The sequence below is a fragment of the Methanothermobacter sp. EMTCatA1 genome (assembly GCF_002356395.1).
In the GTDB taxonomy this organism is placed as follows: domain Archaea; phylum Methanobacteriota; class Methanobacteria; order Methanobacteriales; family Methanothermobacteraceae; genus Methanothermobacter; species Methanothermobacter thermautotrophicus.
Window position 1 is genome coordinate 1007305 of sequence record NZ_AP018336.1, and the last position, 15656, is coordinate 1022960.

General features: G+C 50.3%; 16 protein-coding genes. 5 read left to right on the forward strand and 11 right to left on the reverse strand.

Going from position 1 to position 15656, the window contains the following annotated elements; all coding sequences use genetic code 11:
• The first annotated feature begins 1 nt into the window (after position 1).
• The 3 genes from tca_RS05315 to tca_RS05325 are packed head-to-tail and all read left to right on the forward strand — an operon-like array spanning position 2 to position 2222.
• A complete protein-coding gene (locus tag tca_RS05315) occupies positions 2-286 on the forward strand; it encodes a KEOPS complex subunit Pcc1 (RefSeq protein ID WP_286708646.1) in 285 nt (94 codons plus the stop codon).
• A gap of 32 nt (positions 287-318) precedes the next feature.
• Positions 319-1860 (forward strand): serine--tRNA ligase, encoded by a 1542-nt coding sequence (serS, locus tag tca_RS05320; RefSeq protein ID WP_286708647.1) that lies wholly within the window; start codon positions 319-321, stop codon positions 1858-1860.
• Between the two features lie 14 nt (positions 1861-1874).
• Positions 1875-2222, forward strand: coding sequence for a hypothetical protein (locus tag tca_RS05325; RefSeq protein WP_286708648.1), 348 nt, complete (start codon positions 1875-1877; stop codon positions 2220-2222).
• A gap of 26 nt (positions 2223-2248) precedes the next feature.
• Here tca_RS05325 and tca_RS05330 read toward each other — a convergent pair whose 3' ends face one another.
• From tca_RS05330 to tca_RS05345, 4 genes are all read right to left on the reverse strand, one after another.
• Positions 2249-2749 carry a sensor histidine kinase gene (locus tca_RS05330; protein WP_286708649.1) on the reverse strand — a complete coding sequence of 167 codons (501 nt, stop codon included), beginning with the start codon at positions 2747-2749 and terminating at the stop codon, positions 2249-2251.
• 4 nt (positions 2750-2753) lie between these two features.
• Positions 2754-3401 (reverse strand): histidine kinase dimerization/phosphoacceptor domain -containing protein, encoded by a 648-nt coding sequence (locus tag tca_RS05335; RefSeq protein WP_286708650.1) that lies wholly within the window; start codon positions 3399-3401, stop codon positions 2754-2756.
• A gap of 84 nt (positions 3402-3485) precedes the next feature.
• The gene (locus tca_RS05340; RefSeq protein ID WP_286708651.1) at positions 3486-4238 is read right to left on the reverse strand and encodes a peptidylprolyl isomerase; all 753 of its coding nucleotides are present in this window, start codon (positions 4236-4238) and stop codon (positions 3486-3488) included.
• Complete coding sequence (locus tca_RS05345; RefSeq protein WP_286708652.1) at positions 4229-5326, reverse strand: nucleotidyltransferase family protein; 1098 nt, start codon at positions 5324-5326, stop codon at positions 4229-4231. The genes tca_RS05340 and tca_RS05345 overlap by 10 nt, the downstream gene beginning before the upstream one ends.
• A 106-nt stretch (positions 5327-5432) precedes the next feature.
• Between tca_RS05345 and pyrC the strand changes: the two genes are divergently transcribed.
• Positions 5433-6749, forward strand: coding sequence for a dihydroorotase (gene pyrC / locus tca_RS05350; RefSeq protein WP_286708653.1), 1317 nt, complete (start codon positions 5433-5435; stop codon positions 6747-6749).
• Positions 6750-7000: 251 nt separating this feature from the next.
• Positions 7001-7183, forward strand: a complete 183-nt coding sequence (locus tca_RS05355; protein ID WP_048060973.1) for a CooT family nickel-binding protein — start codon at positions 7001-7003, stop codon at positions 7181-7183.
• A gap of 109 nt (positions 7184-7292) precedes the next feature.
• Here tca_RS05355 and mcrA read toward each other — a convergent pair whose 3' ends face one another.
• From mcrA to mvhG, 7 genes are all read right to left on the reverse strand, one after another.
• Positions 7293-8954, reverse strand: a complete 1662-nt coding sequence (gene mcrA / locus tca_RS05360; protein WP_269899187.1) for a coenzyme-B sulfoethylthiotransferase subunit alpha — start codon at positions 8952-8954, stop codon at positions 7293-7295.
• Positions 8954-9751: a coenzyme-B sulfoethylthiotransferase subunit gamma gene (gene mcrG / locus tca_RS05365; RefSeq protein WP_010876754.1), complete on the reverse strand. Its 798-nt coding sequence runs from the start codon at positions 9749-9751 to the stop codon at positions 8954-8956. The genes mcrA and mcrG overlap by 1 nt, the downstream gene beginning before the upstream one ends.
• A 15-nt stretch (positions 9752-9766) precedes the next feature.
• Complete coding sequence (gene mcrD / locus tca_RS05370) at positions 9767-10252, reverse strand: methyl-coenzyme M reductase operon protein D (RefSeq protein ID WP_286708654.1); 486 nt, start codon at positions 10250-10252, stop codon at positions 9767-9769.
• Between the two features lie 19 nt (positions 10253-10271).
• Positions 10272-11603, reverse strand: coding sequence for a coenzyme-B sulfoethylthiotransferase subunit beta (gene mcrB, locus tca_RS05375; protein WP_269899190.1), 1332 nt, complete (start codon positions 11601-11603; stop codon positions 10272-10274).
• A 445-nt stretch (positions 11604-12048) separates the two neighbouring features.
• Positions 12049-13287 carry a polyferredoxin protein MvhB gene (mvhB, locus tag tca_RS05380; RefSeq protein ID WP_286708655.1) on the reverse strand — a complete coding sequence of 413 codons (1239 nt, stop codon included), beginning with the start codon at positions 13285-13287 and terminating at the stop codon, positions 12049-12051.
• 21 nt (positions 13288-13308) lie between these two features.
• Positions 13309-14727 carry a F420-non-reducing hydrogenase subunit MvhA gene (mvhA, locus tag tca_RS05385; protein ID WP_286708656.1) on the reverse strand — a complete coding sequence of 473 codons (1419 nt, stop codon included), beginning with the start codon at positions 14725-14727 and terminating at the stop codon, positions 13309-13311.
• Positions 14728-15654, reverse strand: a complete 927-nt coding sequence (gene mvhG, locus tca_RS05390) for a F420-non-reducing hydrogenase subunit MvhG (RefSeq protein WP_286708657.1) — start codon at positions 15652-15654, stop codon at positions 14728-14730.
• Between the last annotated feature and the right edge of the window lie 2 nt (positions 15655-15656).

Here is a 15656-nt window from a genome sequence, read left to right on the forward strand (position 1 = left end):
GATGAATCCTGAACTACAGCCCCAAAACAGGCAGAAAAAGAGAATGATGATATCCATAACCATAAAAGCAGAATATGAATCCAGGGAGGAGGCCGAGATCATAAAAAGGGCCCTTGAACCAGATAACGCATCATTTGTTGAATCCGAAATTCAGGGCTCCGAGGTCAGGTTCACCACAGAGGCGGATTCCATCGGCACCGCCCTCAACACCGCAGATGACCTTATATTCTCTGAGATGGTGGTTGAGAAGATGATGAAACCCGCTGATACTACTGAATTACTCTGAAATTAGATAATGAATAGATAAACGGTGATCGGATGAAATTCAAACTCAAGGGAATAATAAAACTCAGCAAAGAGGTTCCGGGGATAGAGGATGACCTGGAAAAATTCTTCACTGAAGCCGAATCAGACATCCTGCGCAGGGGAGTCCCCGAGGGGCAGGAACATGAAGCAGCCCATATAAAATCCTGGAGACTTGAAGGCGACACACTCCACATTGAGATGGAGTCAGGGAGACGGGTCAGGGCCCATGATGGTCTTCTAAGGCTCAAGAAACCCCTTGGACAGTTACTCGGGCCAAAGTACAGGGTGGGTGTTAGGGGGATATCAGTCACCGATTACACCATGGAAATGAAGGCCCCGGGTGTATCAGGTATCCCCGGCCTGGCTGAACTGCCCTTCGTGGAGGACGCCGCCATCACAGATGGCACCATAATGGTCAGATTCCAGCCCCTGGAGGAATCCGACCTGAGGAAACACGTGGTCGACCGTGTGGTGAAGCACGCCAGGACCCTTGTTGAATCATCAGATGACCTGACGGTACAGGTCACAAGGGCAACGCCCGGTGAGATAATTGCAAGAAGCAAAAAGAGGGAGTTCCTCTTTGAGGGTGACCCCACAGAGGAGGCCATGCGCCTTGGATGGGTCAAGAAGTTCCCTGGAAGGGGACAGTGGTTCTACGGTCCAAAGATAACCGCCCTCCACCGGGCCCTGGAGGAGTTCCTCATTGAAAGGATTGTGAAACCCCTGGGATTTGTTGAGTGCCTCTTCCCCAAACTCATACCCCTTGACATCATGAACAGGATGAGGTACCTTGAGGGCCTCCCTGAGGGCATGTACTACTGCAGCGCCCCGAGCAGGGACCCTGAGACCTTTGAGGAGTTCAAAAATGAGCTCATCATAAACCGGGAGGTTCCCATGGATCTGCTTAAGAGGGGAATAAAGGATCCCGGTTACGTTATAGCCCCGGCCCAGTGCGAACCCTTCTACCAGTTCCTCTCACACGAGGTTGTGAGTGCTGAGGACCTCCCAGTAAAGTTCTTTGACAGGAGCGGCTGGACCTACAGGTGGGAGGCCGGAGGGGCCAAGGGCCTTGACAGGGTCCATGAATTCCAGAGGGTGGAACTCGTATGGCTGGCCGAACCCGGAGAGACAGAGGAGATACGTGACCGGACAGTTGAACTCTCACATGATGCCGCCGATGAACTGGAACTTGAATGGTACACAGAGGTGGGTGATGACCCCTTCTACCTGGAGGGCCGGAAGGTTGAGGAGAGGGGTATAGAGTTCCCTGATGTTCCAAAGTATGAGATGAGGCTCTCACTCCCTGGAAGGGAGAAGGGGGTTGCAGTTGTATCAGCCAATGTCCATGGTACCCACTTCATTGAGGGCTTCTCAATAAGGGAGGCCCGTAACCTGAACATCTGGACCGGCTGCACCGGCATAGGGCTCTCAAGGTGGATCTATGGTTTCCTGGCCCAGAAGGGCTTTGAGACCGGGAACTGGCCAGACTTCATAGGAGAACGTGTTGAAGGAGTTGAGAACCCGAGAATCATAACCTGGCCGCGCCAGGACTGAATGGTGGTGATGCCTTGAACTGCGACAAACACCCTGAACGTGAGGGTGTGGCCTCATGCATAATATGTGGGAGGATACTCTGCGAGGAGTGCCGGCTTAAACTCGCCGGCAAGAACTACTGCCAGAGCTGCGCAGATAAGCTCTTCCAGGAAAGATCCTTAGAAACCGTGAAAGCGAAGGGGATGGGTCTGGGGGCTAAAATCCTCATCGCCCTCCTCATAATCCTCGGTGTCCTTGCACTGGTATCCTACCTGATCTACACGGTGTACCTTGCACCATACTATGGAAGTGCTGAGAACGTCATGAGGATACTCATGAATGACCCTGAAAGGATAATAAGATTCCTCTCAACTAACATCTAAACCACTGGAATAGGAGTCATTGTCAATCAAACCATACCCTCAAGCCTCTCAGGATACTTCAGCTCCCTGAACTCAACCGTGAAGGTTGTCCATTCATTTGAATGGCACTCAATACTCCCCTCAAGCTGCCCCACCAGATTCTTAACAAGCTCCAGGCCGATGCCGGCTGATTCCTGAAGGCTGAAGTTATCGGGAAGGCCCCGCCCATTATCAGCCACCACCAGAATGAATCCATCATCCAGTGCCTCAAGGGATATTCTGATGGTTCCACCATCAGTAAATGCATGCCTGAGGCTGTTGGATACAAGTTCGCCCACTATGAGGCCCAGTGGGGCGGCTGTCTCAATATTGAACTCCACATCAGGTACATCCAGCTCGAATTCAGCGGCTGATTGATACATGTCACGGAGGTATCCTGTGAGGCCCGAGACATAGGATGCGAAGCTGATGCTGCTGGACTCGGGGCTGGATAGAAGCATCTCATGGATCACCGCAATGGACTTTATCCTCAGCTGAAGACTCCTCATGATCTCAGGCGGGTTCCCGGCCCATTTTGGAGGACTGGATGTTTATCAGGCTGGATATTACCTGCAGGTTATTTTTGACGCGGTGATGGAGCTCTGCAAGGAGCGTTCTGTTGGCCTCAAGGGACCTCCTTGCAGCCTCCTCTGAATTCTTTATATCTGTGAGGTCCTCGAAGATTCCAAGGAATCCGCCCTCTATTCTGGTGATGAGCACACGGAGCCACCTTCCCTCCATCCTTACCATGAATTCCCTGTCAGGGGCGGGTTCAAGGTCCGGGTGGATATCACCAATCAGCATGCCATCCCGGGAATCATCATGGAACCGCCCCATGGCAGGGTTGGATTCAAGTATTCTGCCGGAGGTGTCCATGAGGACCACGCCCACAGGGAGTTCCATGAAGAGTGAGCGGAACTTATGCTCGCTGATCCTCAGTGCCCTCTCCTTATCAGTGAGGGATCTGAGGTATAACCTGAGGAGAAAATAGAGAAGTAAAGACGTTAAAATTATGAAGAGTGAGCCCTTGAGAACAGATAACCTCACCATAACTGGAGGCTGGAACATGAGGGCTACCAAGTAATCAGAGGATAGGATCCAGAGTATGCTGAAGAGGGCATAGTAGAGTGCTATCCTGAGTGCATCTCTTTCTGGATCCATGTATTGAGTTATGGTTGTGGAAATATAATAAATTTGGTGACCTCTGAGTAGGCCAGAAACAGATCTTTAGAGGATATGAGGGAATTACTCCTCCCCTGCATCCTCAACCTCTTCCTCCTTTTCTTCAGGTTCCATGTCCCTCTTTTCGAAGACATCGGCGAATTCGACCTTCTCAACACCCTCGATGTTCTCCCAGATGTCACGGGCTATCCTGAACCTTGCAAGGGTCACGTCCATGTAGGACCTGTTATCGAAACGGGTCATCTCATCCATATGTATTATAACCTTCCCGTCCTCTATTTTAACCTCTGTCTTGTCTATGTCCATGTTCTGGGACGGGTAGTGGAGCTGGATCATGCTCTTTACCTTCTCGGCATCATCCGTGATTATCTCCTTAACCTTTAAATCGTATTCAAGGGTTTTTCCTGCCAGTTCATGGTTGAAGTCAACCCTCACGCGACCTCCTGAGACATTGAGGACCCTGCCCTCATGGCCCTCAACGGTGAGTGTCATTCCAGGGTATGGCTTTATGCCCTGCCTTTTGAACTCGCCCATGGGTATGAGCTGGACGAGCTTGGGGTCCCTGTTACCGAAGGCGTCCTCGGGTTCGATCTCGACGTGTTTCTCTTCGCCTTCATCCATTCCGATGACAGCCTCATCGAGGCCCTTTATGAGGTGTCCGCCGCCAACAACAACGGGTATGGGGCCGAAGATCTTCTTTATGCCGAGCCCTGCTTCCCTGGCAACCTCCTCGTATGTTGTGTCAAAGACCTCACCGGTCTCCTTGACCTTACCTGTGAATTCTATTTTTATAAAGTCTCCTTTATTCACTGCCATATCTCTAGCCTCCTGTGTGGTATTCTATCTTTAAATTCTTTCAGGATCTGTTTATCCTTAAATCCAAGAATTCGAATTACTGATGGATAATTTTCTATATATTTATGGACCAGTCCCTTATGAACCTTTGCCTCAAGAACCGATAGTATGCGCTGCCTGTGGTGTCTGCTGAATGAGTGGGGTATGGCCTCCTCAACCTCCCTCAGGGTCATGTAAGGTCTTCCCCTGATAAGGGCTGAGGCCGTGACCTCATCGAAGAGGTTAAGGTCCATGAGTTCGTCCATTCCGGGTTCACTGGCGTTCCTGATTATCTCCTCCTCAAGGCGCATGTCATGGAGGGGTGCCCTCCCAGCTTCAATCTCCTCCCTCAGTACATCCATGGTCTCAGAGGGTAGCATGCCGGCTACCCTCTGAAGGTCCCCATCAGAGACCGCCCTCCGTATCTCTGTGCCGCTCACACCACCGATCCTCTCCACGAAGATGAACTTCCCCCTGAAGTCAAATCCAAGCTTACCCAGGGCCCTTGCGAGTGAGGTGATGACGTAGTTGTCCTCCTCCAGTGGGCCCTCCAGCAGTGTTTCTCCTGTATCAAGGTCCACGATCCTGTGGGGCCTCGGCACAACCCTGTGGCCCATGTTTATCCTTCTCAGGACCTCTTCAAAGCCCGGGATGGGCTTGTAGCCCCGGGGTATCCAGTCGGCATCCAGTGCCCTGAACATGCGTGCAAGGCACAGTGAGTACTGGCCTGAACCCATAACCCCCATGGGTGGGCCCTCAACAGCTATGTCTGCCCCTGCACGTATGGCTATTGCGGCCCTTGCCTCCCGGGTCATTATGTAGGGCAGACCCCTCCCGTTACGCTCGAGTGGGCCTGGTATAACCGCAACGAAGATACCTTCGGGCACCCTCCTCTTTGCCTCCATCATGCAGTGCCTGTGTCCGATGTGGAAGGGGGAGTACTCGGTGAAGTCTGCAATGATTTCAGGTTCATCAGCATGGTCACCATACTCCGGTCCCATATCCGCATCATTCTCCATTATCTGAAGGTCCCTTCCCATAATCTTCTTCAGAAAGGATTCCGATGGCATAATTATTAATCTGTCCGTGAGACAAATAAGGATTAGTTCTGATTGGATGGTGTCAGAATGTTTGATCTTTCCAAGGATACTTCTGGATGGAGTGGATGGTGTCAGAATGTTTGATCTTTCACTTGAAAACTGCAGGGTTGACAGGGACCTCACCGTGAATATAGGTGTGGATGATGGGAAGATAGTGCAGATATCCCGTGAAAGGATTGATGCTTCAGAGAAGATTGACCTGAAGGGCTATTTCGTGCTGCCAGGACTGATCGACGCCCACGTGCATTTCAGGGACCCCGGGCTGGAGTACAAGGAGGACTTCAGGACAGGCTCAATGGCAGCTGCCCATGGGGGTTTTTCCACAGTCCTTGACATGCCAAACACGGTCCCCCCAGCAGATAACGCAGCGGAATTTGAAAGGAAGATCAGGATAGGTGAAAGAAAGAGTGTTGTTGATTTTGGGCTCCACGCTGGTTTCAGAAGTGTTTCAGACGTTAAAGGTATTCTCAGGTTCATGCCAGCCTCCTTCAAGGTATTCATGGATCTCACAGGGATCAGTGCGGTTGATGGGCTATTCAGAGAGCTTAAGGATCTATCAGCGCCGGTGCCGGTCACCGTGCACTGCGAGAACAGGGATGTGGTCATGGAATCCATGAAGGAATTAAAGGATAGGAGTGATCCCTCAGCCTATGCCCTTGCAAGGCCTCCCCTCGCAGAGGAGGTCTCTGTGGCCGAGGTCCTGGCACTATCCATTCACCATGAACACCCCGTGCATATCTGTCATCTGAGCACAGTGAAGGCCCTTCAGCTCGTTGAACCCTTCAGGGAGTACGTGACATGTGAGGTCACACCACACCACCTTCTGCTTGATTCAGGGGCCTTTAGAAGATTCGGGACAATGGTGAAAACAAATCCTCCTCTGAGGCCCCCTGAGAGCCGGGTTTATCCAGAGTTTCTTGATAGGATCAATATCATTGGAACCGATCATGCCCCCCACGGTATCGAGGAAAAGAGGAAGGGTATCTGGGACGCGCCACCAGGGATACCCAACCTTGAGGTTGTACTTAAACTGTTACTTACACTGGTCTCAAAGGGGAGGATGTCCCTTTCCACCATACGGAGGATGCTTGCAGAGGAGCCGGCAAGGATATTTGGTCTGAGGTCCAAGGGACGTATAGCTGAGGGCATGGACGCTGATTTTACCGTCATCGATCCTAAAGAGACTGGCAGAATCAGGTCAGATGAATTCTACAGTAAGGCCCACTACACCCCCTTTGAGGGTTTCAGTTACACCGGCGCTCCGGTCATGACCGTTGTCAGGGGCAGGACCGTCATGAGAGATGGGGAGGTGCTTGAGGGGAATGGCAGGTACATCCCTGCAGAGCATGATGGTAAACCTGGGACTGCGGAAAGTGAGGCTGAGTTATCTTAAATGGGAGAAACGCGAATTTATTCAACTTTCTTTCGTCTCCTGCTTCCTCTTAACCATGTGTTCAAATGGACTTCCTGCCTCTTCTATGATTAGCCTTTAACTCTGTGTTCGAAGCACCTGCTCTGCTGAATACCATCTATCAGGAGAGACCATGATGCATTCCAACCGCAAAAAGAACATGATTAATAATGAAAAAATTTATATTGAATGAGAACATATTCTTGAACTCAATGTAATGCGTGGTGAAACATATGTGTGAATCAAACCTCTACTCAGAAGGTGGAGACCTCCTCATGGAGGACGTTATATTCATTGAGGTCCTTGAAGATGGGATCAGGGCAACAGACATACTTGACTCCCAGAAGGAATTCCCTGGAAAACTAACAAGAATAGACCTTGATAAACACAGGATCTACATTGAAACAGAAGACTGAATGAATGATAAACTGATTCTAAAATTCTTTTTTTGAATTGAAACCTGAAAATGAGAAACTGATTCCACAATCCCCTTTGAAGCCATAAAAAAGAAAATATTTGCTGGAATTATTTTCCAGCTGGTATGATGAGGTCCCTTTCTCCCTCTGGCATGAACTCCCTGAGTGCACCTGCTGCAATTGACTTCCTTGGTGATGTGAAGTCAAAGGAGAGGTCCTTATCTGCAAATGCAACCTTTATGAGTGGGTTTGTACAGAAGGCGTCGCCCCTTGCAGCGTGTGGTGCCTGGGCTATACCGGCGTACTCTGGCTGGTGACCCACGTTCATGGCGTAGTTTGGATAGTTAGGTCCACGGAGTTCGTGTATGAGACCCTCGTCGCTCCTGATTGAGAGGGAGTTGGATGCACCGCACTGGTCCTGCAGGTCGTATCCGTAGAATCCGAGCCTGCTGTGAGCCTCCTTGTGGAGTATCTGGCTGAGGTACCATCCGTTGATACCTGCGTTTGAGTTTCCTGTTGCGAAGGCTGTGGAACATCCAGCTGCTGCAGCTGCAACAGCGGCCCTCTGTGATCCTCCGAAGTGGTCCTCCAGGAGGGTCGGGTATTCCTCGTACTGTTCAAGTGAGTAGAGTGTGACCTCTGTGGATATGTCGCGCACAACATCCATTGTAGGTTTTGTTCCGCAGATTCCGTACTTGTCATCAACGTACTCCATACCGTAGTATACGAAGTCGTCGAGGATGTCGTCGGTGTAGGATGCTGTTGCGTACTGGGTGAAACCGACACCACCTGACATGTATGAGCCGAGCCAGACCTGGTCGTAGAGTGCTGCTGCACCTGCGATGACCTCTAGTGATATGTTTGCAGGGTCATCTGAAACCCTTGATGTCTGGACTATGTCTGCGAATGTTCCGAAGGCAACTCCACCGGGTTCGTTTGGTCCCCTTGCCCTCCTTGCAGGCATTATTGTACCCATCTCTATAACGTCAGCGTGTTTTGCAGCGTATGAGAAGTCAGCGATTGCTGCTTCACCTGCACAGAGTTTGTATGCTGATATGAAGCTCATACCGATCTGCATTGCAGACCATCTTGAGACTGTACCGCCGTCACAGGTCCTCACAACTATTGTTGGGACCCTGTTGACCTGGTAGGTCCTGTTACCGATGTAGCTCTTGAGCTGTTCAGCCTGTTCCTCAGGGAACTCCTTGTTTATGTCTATGAGTATCCTCTTGTCCAGTTCATCTGCCAGGTTGTCGTCACCTGTGAAGATCTTGGCGTAACAGTCCTCAACCAGTCCAGGGTGTACCTCGACCATGTGCTCCTGGACAACGGCACCACCAGGGAGGGCGTGGTTGATTGCCTCCATGTACTCGTTTATTGTCTCAGGGGTCACCTCCACACCGAGCCTCTTCTCAAGGACGGCGTGTGCTGTGTCCATACCCACGATGACTGTCCTCTTTATGTCGTCCACCATCTGCTGGATGGCTGCGTTGTTGACGAAGTGGAGGTCGTCACCCTCAACGTAGGCGTCTGTGCCTGATACACGGTAGGCCATGAGTTTCCTCTGACCCAGCGGCACACCGATGTCAGGGTTGTAGAATGGTATTCCTCCCCTCTTCTCTGCTGCCTTCTTGGCGTACTCTGTGAATTCCTTTTTACGTGCGGACTGTTCCCATCCGCCGAAGCAGTAGAAGTTTGTGTATTTTTCGTCGGGGTCTTCCCCCTCAAACTTCTTCTTTAAAGCTGTAAGGAATAGTTTCTTTTCATCCATTAATCATCACCTAGCCTTTTTCTTAGGTCATCCTTGAATACGTCCATACCAAAACCGCCCATGGTACGGCCGGTGTGTATGTTCTCAACAACTTCAATTGCCTCTTTATCATCCCTCATGGCGATATTGTCCTTCCTGTAGATTGTGGTGATCTTCTTTAGTTCATCTTCGCCGAGGGGCTGACCCATGTCCACAGGTTCATCGAGGGGCCTTCCGACCTGGTCCTTAACGTATACCACGTGCCCCTTCTCTTCATCGAAGACATACCTCTGGAGGGCGTCGAACATGAGACCGTTTTCATCGAGCCTCAGGGAGTGTCCGTGGACTGTTGCACCCCTTATACCTGTTGTTGCAGGGTCGAAGAGTTCTGTTTCCACGAGTTCCTTGGATACACCCTCGAGGTCCAGTTCCCTCATCTCAATGACCTGTCTTCCTGAGAGTGTACCTGTGTCGACACCGCGGTACCTCCACATGTAGGTCCTTGCCCTGTCGTAGGGCTGGGCCGGGGCGTTGTACATGGAGTCTGCAAACTGGATGTACCTTACCCTGACACCTTCCTTTGCACCCTGGATGGGTTCAACCATGTCCCTCACTATGTCCTCCTCGAAGTCCATCTCATCGAGTGGTGGGTGCACGGATTTGTAGCTCTCACCGGGGTTCCTGTGCCCCAGGACCTTCACAAGGTCCTCATCTGATACTTCCCTTAATTTACGGAATTCGTAATCAGGGTCCATGTGTTTTCTTCTGTTTTCAGCTATCTGGGTTTCTCCAGGAGTGTACTGGGCTTTGTAAGACATTTCATAACCTCACAATTATTTTATGTTAACAACGGTGTCCTTCATCCTTGAACTGGGATCAACCATGCCGATTACCCTTGGATCAATCTTTTCCTCAAATTTAAGTCCGTATTTAAGGTAATCTGATATGGTGATGTCCTTCTTTGTGAAGGCACCTATGAATACCTTATAGGAGCAGGGGAGCACTTCATCCAGGATTTCCTCGATTGTTTCCATCTTCTCCTCCAGGGTCTCAGGGAGTATCCCCACGATGATCTCTCCGACCTTCACCCGGAGTTCAAACTCCTCTCCGCGGACTGTTATCTTCCGCCGGTCGCTGTGGTTAACCTCTGTCCCCCTTGCAGGGCCGTAGTAAACCCTGTCGGGTATTGATGGTCCATGGATCAGTACCCTGACTATTCCCTCAAGTTCATATATCCTGTTAAGAAGCTTCTCAGCGGTCTCTGGTTTCAGCAGCCTCTGGGGGAAGATCTTAACATCGATGAATCCTGTTTCTGACATCCTGACTCCCCGTGTTAACCTATAACTGGTCCTTTATCTCTGCAGCACCTTTTGCAACGTTGGCTATTGGTTCTCTGAAGTAGTCTATTTCGCTGTAAACAGATCCTATGAGTCCTGAGGTCTTCTCGACTGAGAACATCTGTGTACCTGCGTCAAGGCACATTGCTGCAGCCACACATGGTAGAGCGAATCCTTTACTGTGCCTTGTAACGACGTGGTTTCCGTGGAATATACCTGGTCCACCTCCACCGTAGATGGAGTGGCTGAAGAATGAGAATCCTACTGCGGTACCCATTGCCCTTCCGAAGTCCACACCTGGCAGACCTGTCTCGTATTCGAGTATGTCGTTGTAGTAGAGCACTGTTGATGCCACACCCTGGGCTGCCCTTGCTGCTCCCACGTTGACTATTGTTGCTGCAAGGAGACCTGTTGCTGCGTATGCGTTCCATAGAGCCCAGTCGGCTGGTTCGTACATCTTGTAGCCTGATTTCATTTCACTGGCCACTTTGATGACCCTGTCCTCTATTGCCCTTTCAACGAGGGATGCTATGACTGTACCCACTGTTCCCTTGCTGTTCTCCTTAACAAGGTCAAAGAGGAGGTTGTTGGCGTTGAGTCCCTGGTAGGCGAGTCCAAGCAGGTGCATCCTTTCGAATGCTCCGACTGCGTCACCTGTTTCGAACATTGCTGTCTGTTCGAGTATGGATGATAGTGCGGATGCGTTGAGTGTGTTCTTCCTTGTGATGGCCACGACGTGGTTTGCCATTATGTTCCTGAGACCGTATCCAAGACCTTCTAGGAGTACTGGTGGTCCGAGGAGTGTTGAGAGGTTGGCTCCTGTGAAGTCAACTGTCTGTGGGTATCTTCCCATGACAGCGGTTTTGACTGCGTTTGCATCGAACATGTCCACGTCGAATTCGTCGATTATTGCCTGTACAACTGCAGCTCCTGTGACCAGGGCTGAGACTGTGTAGTCTGCAGCCACGCCCATCCTTGTTGTTGGGACCTGTACGAGGATCTGCTGGCCGTTGTTTATGAGGCGGATGTTTGTGTCGTCGTCTTCAGAGGTCTGAACAAGTCTTTTGACCTTTTCAGCTATTGCCTCTGCGTTTTCAACTATTGGCAGTTCAACTTCCCTTCCCGGGATGAAGTTGGACTTTCCACCCAGGGCTGCCTTCTTGAGGCTTCCCTCTATCCCGGCCAGGTTCACTGCAACTGACCTTTTCACGTCGCTTACCAGGTTTGCTATTGTCGGGTTTTTAAGGGGGCTTACGGCTTCAAGAGGAACATCTTCCTCGAGGAGCTTACCATCTGCCCCGTAGAGATCTATTCTGTCTTCATACATTGGCATGGTATTCACACCTCTTGTTTTATTTATTTATTAATAAAATTTACTATTTTATTAATAAAACTGATGGGGTTATGGGATTGCCAGCGATAATCCATGGAAATGGTCACCTCATGAAGGAGCTATCCATCACCAATGTCTCGAAATGGACCTTCAGGTTATACCGAAGTTCATCCTCCAACCTCCAGAGCACAGCTCATTATAGAACAAGCCATACTGTACATGTCGTTATTACCCAGTATTAATCTGAATATAACCGCTTATGCTTCAGTTTTTTGACATCTATGACTCTATTGAATAAGAAAAAAGGATAATATAAATGTTTTCAAAAGGAAAAAAAGAAAAATTTTAAATATGAAAAATCATTTTTCATAAAAATATTATCAGTGATAATAACAGGGTCTGTGATAGCTGGAATCCTGCATCTGAAAACAAAAAAAGAGGGGGTTTATTTGAGTGACAGTGCACCCTTAGGACAGGCAGGTATGCACTGGTCACAGAGTATGCAGAACCCTTTAAGTGGAACCTTCTCGTCGGTGAGTTTCAGCATGTCGTATGGGCATGCCTCAATACAGTCACCGCACTGGTCACAGAGGGCAGGGTTGTACTGTACCCTCTTCCTCTTGACAACCTCACCATCAACGACCTTGTCCATATCAACAAGGCTCAGTGCGCCCTTAGGACAGGCCACCGTACATGCACCGCAGCGGGTACACATGGCAAAGGATGGTTCCTCATCGACCTTCTCATTGTCCGGGACCCTCATGCCCTCCTTAGTGACCACCCTTATGGCGTCGTTGGGGCAGATGTTGGCGCATGCGCCTATGAAGTCACATTTCTCCTCATCCCAGACAAGGCCCTCTTCACTTGCAGGTTTCGCAGGACCCAGCTCCACCTCAAGGTCTATGGCGTCAACAGGACAGAGCTGTTCACAGAGTCCACATGCCGTACAGATGGCTGGCAGTTCAACTGTGAGGTTGGATGTCCTTGGAACTATGAAGTCACCGGGACATGCCTCGACACATGTGTTACAGCCGATACAGGCATCCTCATCCAGCTCGAATTTCTTGATCTCCTTGGCCCTCTTTTCTGGCTTCCTGCCTGATATGTAGACGGCGTTCCATGGACAGGTCTGGGCGCAGACACCACATTTTATACAGGTGTCCTCATCGATCTCTATGACGCCGCCGACCTTATCAAGGGTTATGGCGTCCACAGGACATTCAGGGACACACATTCCACAACCCACACAGTCGGCTATGAATATTGGCCCCTCGATTTCCAGTTCAACCTTTGCAGGTTCCTTGATGCCCTCAACACCTATAACCCCTACAGGGCATATGTCAACGCACTTCTGGCACATGACACAGAATCCCTGAAGCGGGACCTTCTTGACCTTTCCCTCGTCGAGTTTGAGGATCTGTGGAGGGCAGACCTCCACACAGTCCCCGCACTCGTTACACTTATCAGGGTTGAAGACTATCCTGCCCTGTGTGTTGCCTGCCTCGTCAACCACAAGGTCCTCGAGTTTGAGGGCGCCTGTGGGGCATATGTCAACACACTTTGGTTCCCCGCCACAGATGTCACAGTAGATGACATCCTCAGGTGTTACCTCAATGGCTGCGGTTGGGCAGGTCCCCTGGCAGGCACCACACCTTATGCAGTCCTCTTTATTGACGATTATCATTTTACCACCTTTCTGGTGAAATTAGATCCTTTTTACAAGGTCGCCTTCACTGTCGTATACTTCCAAGGTGGCAAGTCTCATCTGACTGTCAATGGTGTGTGTTGCGCAGGAGAGACATGGGTCGTATGCCCTTATAACCATCTCCATGAGGTTGAATATCTTATCATCCACTTCAACGCCAGGTTTGATGTAGTCCTGGGCAACCTTCTGGATACCCATCTCCATGGCCGGGTTGTTCTGGATTGTTGCAACCACGATGTTTGCCTTGGTGATGAGGCCGTTTTCATCGCAGGTGTAGTGGTGTGTGAGTGTTCCCCTTGGCGCCTCAACTATACCCACACCGTCTCCAGCCTGTCTTTCAAGTGAATCAGGGAACTTCTCTCCTGATAGGTCTCCTTCAAGTGCGTCGACTGCACATTCAGCACATGCGAGGAGTTCTATGAGCCTTGCCCAGTGGAAGAGGAGTGTCTGCTGTGCGTATCCAAAGGTTTTCCTGAATTCCTTGAAGTAATCCTGTGCCTTTGGAGCTGCATCAGGCATCTTGTCTGCAACGTTTAGCCTTGAGAGGGGTGCGACACGGTAGACACCGTCCGGGTATCCCAGGTCCTTTATGTATGGGAACTTGAGCCATGAGTAGGGCTTGACATGTTCAGCGATTGTGTCGGCGTAGTCTGGTGCTTTGAATTCCCTGAACATGTTTCCTTCCTTGTCCTTTATCCTCACTATACCATCGTAGACGTCCCATACACCGTCCTTCACAAGACCTGTGTGGTAGGTTTCGATGTTACCAAGTGAGTTCACGAGGTCAATGTTCTCCTCGAAGATGGGAATTGCCAGTTCAAGGGTGGCCTCTGCCAGTTCAACGTTTCTCTGGGCCTTCTTGAGGAGGTCCTTCTGGGTTTCATCGTCGAGTTCTGTTGAGATACCACCTGGTGTTGATGATGTTGGGTGGATTGGCCTTCCACCGGTGGCCCTCACAAGTTCAAGGGCGTTTTTACGTAGTTCTATGGCCTGAAGAGCAATATCAGGGGCATCCTTTATAATCTGGAAGACGTTCCTTGTCTTTCTGTCCTTACCTGCTATGAAGTCAGGGGCTGCAAGGAAGTAGAAGTGCAGACCGTGGGAGTGCATGTATGAACCCCAGTTCATGATCTCCCTCATCTTGTAGGCTGCAGGAAGGACATCCTCTGGTTCAAAACCGAAACATGCGTCAACAGCCTTGGCTGCTGCCAGGTGGTGCTGCACGTCACAGATACCGCAGATCCTTGGAACTATCCTTGGTGCTTCCTCGATGGGTCTTCCCTGGAGGAACTTTTCAAACCCACGGAACTCCATGACATGGAGCCTTGTGTCTTCAACATTACCTGCATCATCAAGGTGTACGGTAATCTTGGCGTGACCTTCTATACGGGTCACAGGTTCCATTGTGAGTTTAACCATCTATTTACCCTCCTTCTGTATTTTCATTGGTATGAGTGCTGCTGGAAGTGTGAAGGTGTAGAATGTTCCAACAATATCGTCCAGCTGTTCAGCCACTTCCTCAGGGTCGACGGTTTTGTCCTCCTCGACCTTGTAGTCAGAGGCTATAGCACTTATCATCTTGGCGCCCTGGTCCTCAACACGTGCTGTTGGGCCGTAGCATCCACGGCAGGGTATGGCTATGCTCGGGCATTCGGCGCCACAGATGGATACTGTTGCAGGGCCCATGCATATGAGTCCCTGTGGTATGAGACAGAGGTCGTCTTCTGGTTTACCAACCTCAAACTGCCTCTTTATGAAGTCCATTGCAAGGCCTTCTGGTGGTTTCTCCCTTGGACAGACTTCACAGAGGTTTGTTTCAGGGAGTTCTATTTCCTCACCTGTTAGAAGTGCCATAACTGCTTCTGCAGCCACATCTGAGCGTGGTGGGCAGCCAGGGACCTCAAAGTCAACGTCTATGACTTCACCGAGTGGTTTGACCCTTCCCTCAAGGTGGGGTACGTCTTCAGATGGGATAACACCTTCCTCGTTGGGTGTTGTGATGGAGTTTATGTAGGCCTCCTCGATAACTTCGTCCTTGTCCCAGAGGTTCCTGAGACCGGGTATACCTCCGTAAACTGCGCAGGTACCGTAGCTTATGACAAACTTGGCCTTTTCCCTGAGCTCCTCGGCAAATTCCCTGTTCTCATCGTTGACGATTCCGCCCTCGATGATGACGACATCGAGTTCAGGAATTTCATCGTACTTTGTGTCCATTAACACGGGGCTGAATTCAAAGTCCGCATGTTCCATAACGTCTATGAGCTTTTCATGGAAGTCTGCAATGGACAGGTGGCATCCGGAGCATCCTCCAAGCCACATTGTTCCTATTTTTATCTTTTCAGCCATTT

Coding starts and splice junctions, on each gene's coding strand:
- tca_RS05345 (WP_286708652.1), bottom strand. CDS start 5,326: ATGCCATCGGAATCCTTTCTGAAGAAGATTATGGGAAGGGACCTTCAG.
- tca_RS05315 (WP_286708646.1), top strand. CDS start 2: ATGAATCCTGAACTACAGCCCCAAAACAGGCAGAAAAAGAGAATGATG.
- mvhB (WP_286708655.1), bottom strand. CDS start 13,287: ATGATAATCGTCAATAAAGAGGACTGCATAAGGTGTGGTGCCTGCCAG.
- serS (WP_286708647.1), top strand. CDS start 319: ATGAAATTCAAACTCAAGGGAATAATAAAACTCAGCAAAGAGGTTCCG.
- pyrC (WP_286708653.1), top strand. CDS start 5,433: ATGTTTGATCTTTCACTTGAAAACTGCAGGGTTGACAGGGACCTCACC.
- mcrG (WP_010876754.1), bottom strand. CDS start 9,751: ATGTCTTACAAAGCCCAGTACACTCCTGGAGAAACCCAGATAGCTGAA.
- tca_RS05355 (WP_048060973.1), top strand. CDS start 7,001: ATGTGTGAATCAAACCTCTACTCAGAAGGTGGAGACCTCCTCATGGAG.
- mcrB (WP_269899190.1), bottom strand. CDS start 11,603: ATGCCAATGTATGAAGACAGAATAGATCTCTACGGGGCAGATGGTAAG.
- tca_RS05330 (WP_286708649.1), bottom strand. CDS start 2,749: ATGAGGAGTCTTCAGCTGAGGATAAAGTCCATTGCGGTGATCCATGAG.
- mvhA (WP_286708656.1), bottom strand. CDS start 14,727: ATGGTTAAACTCACAATGGAACCTGTGACCCGTATAGAAGGTCACGCC.
- mvhG (WP_286708657.1), bottom strand. CDS start 15,654: ATGGCTGAAAAGATAAAAATAGGAACAATGTGGCTTGGAGGATGCTCC.
- mcrA (WP_269899187.1), bottom strand. CDS start 8,954: ATGGATGAAAAGAAACTATTCCTTACAGCTTTAAAGAAGAAGTTTGAG.
- tca_RS05335 (WP_286708650.1), bottom strand. CDS start 3,401: ATGGATCCAGAAAGAGATGCACTCAGGATAGCACTCTACTATGCCCTC.
- mcrD (WP_286708654.1), bottom strand. CDS start 10,252: ATGTCAGAAACAGGATTCATCGATGTTAAGATCTTCCCCCAGAGGCTG.
- tca_RS05340 (WP_286708651.1), bottom strand. CDS start 4,238: ATGGCAGTGAATAAAGGAGACTTTATAAAAATAGAATTCACAGGTAAG.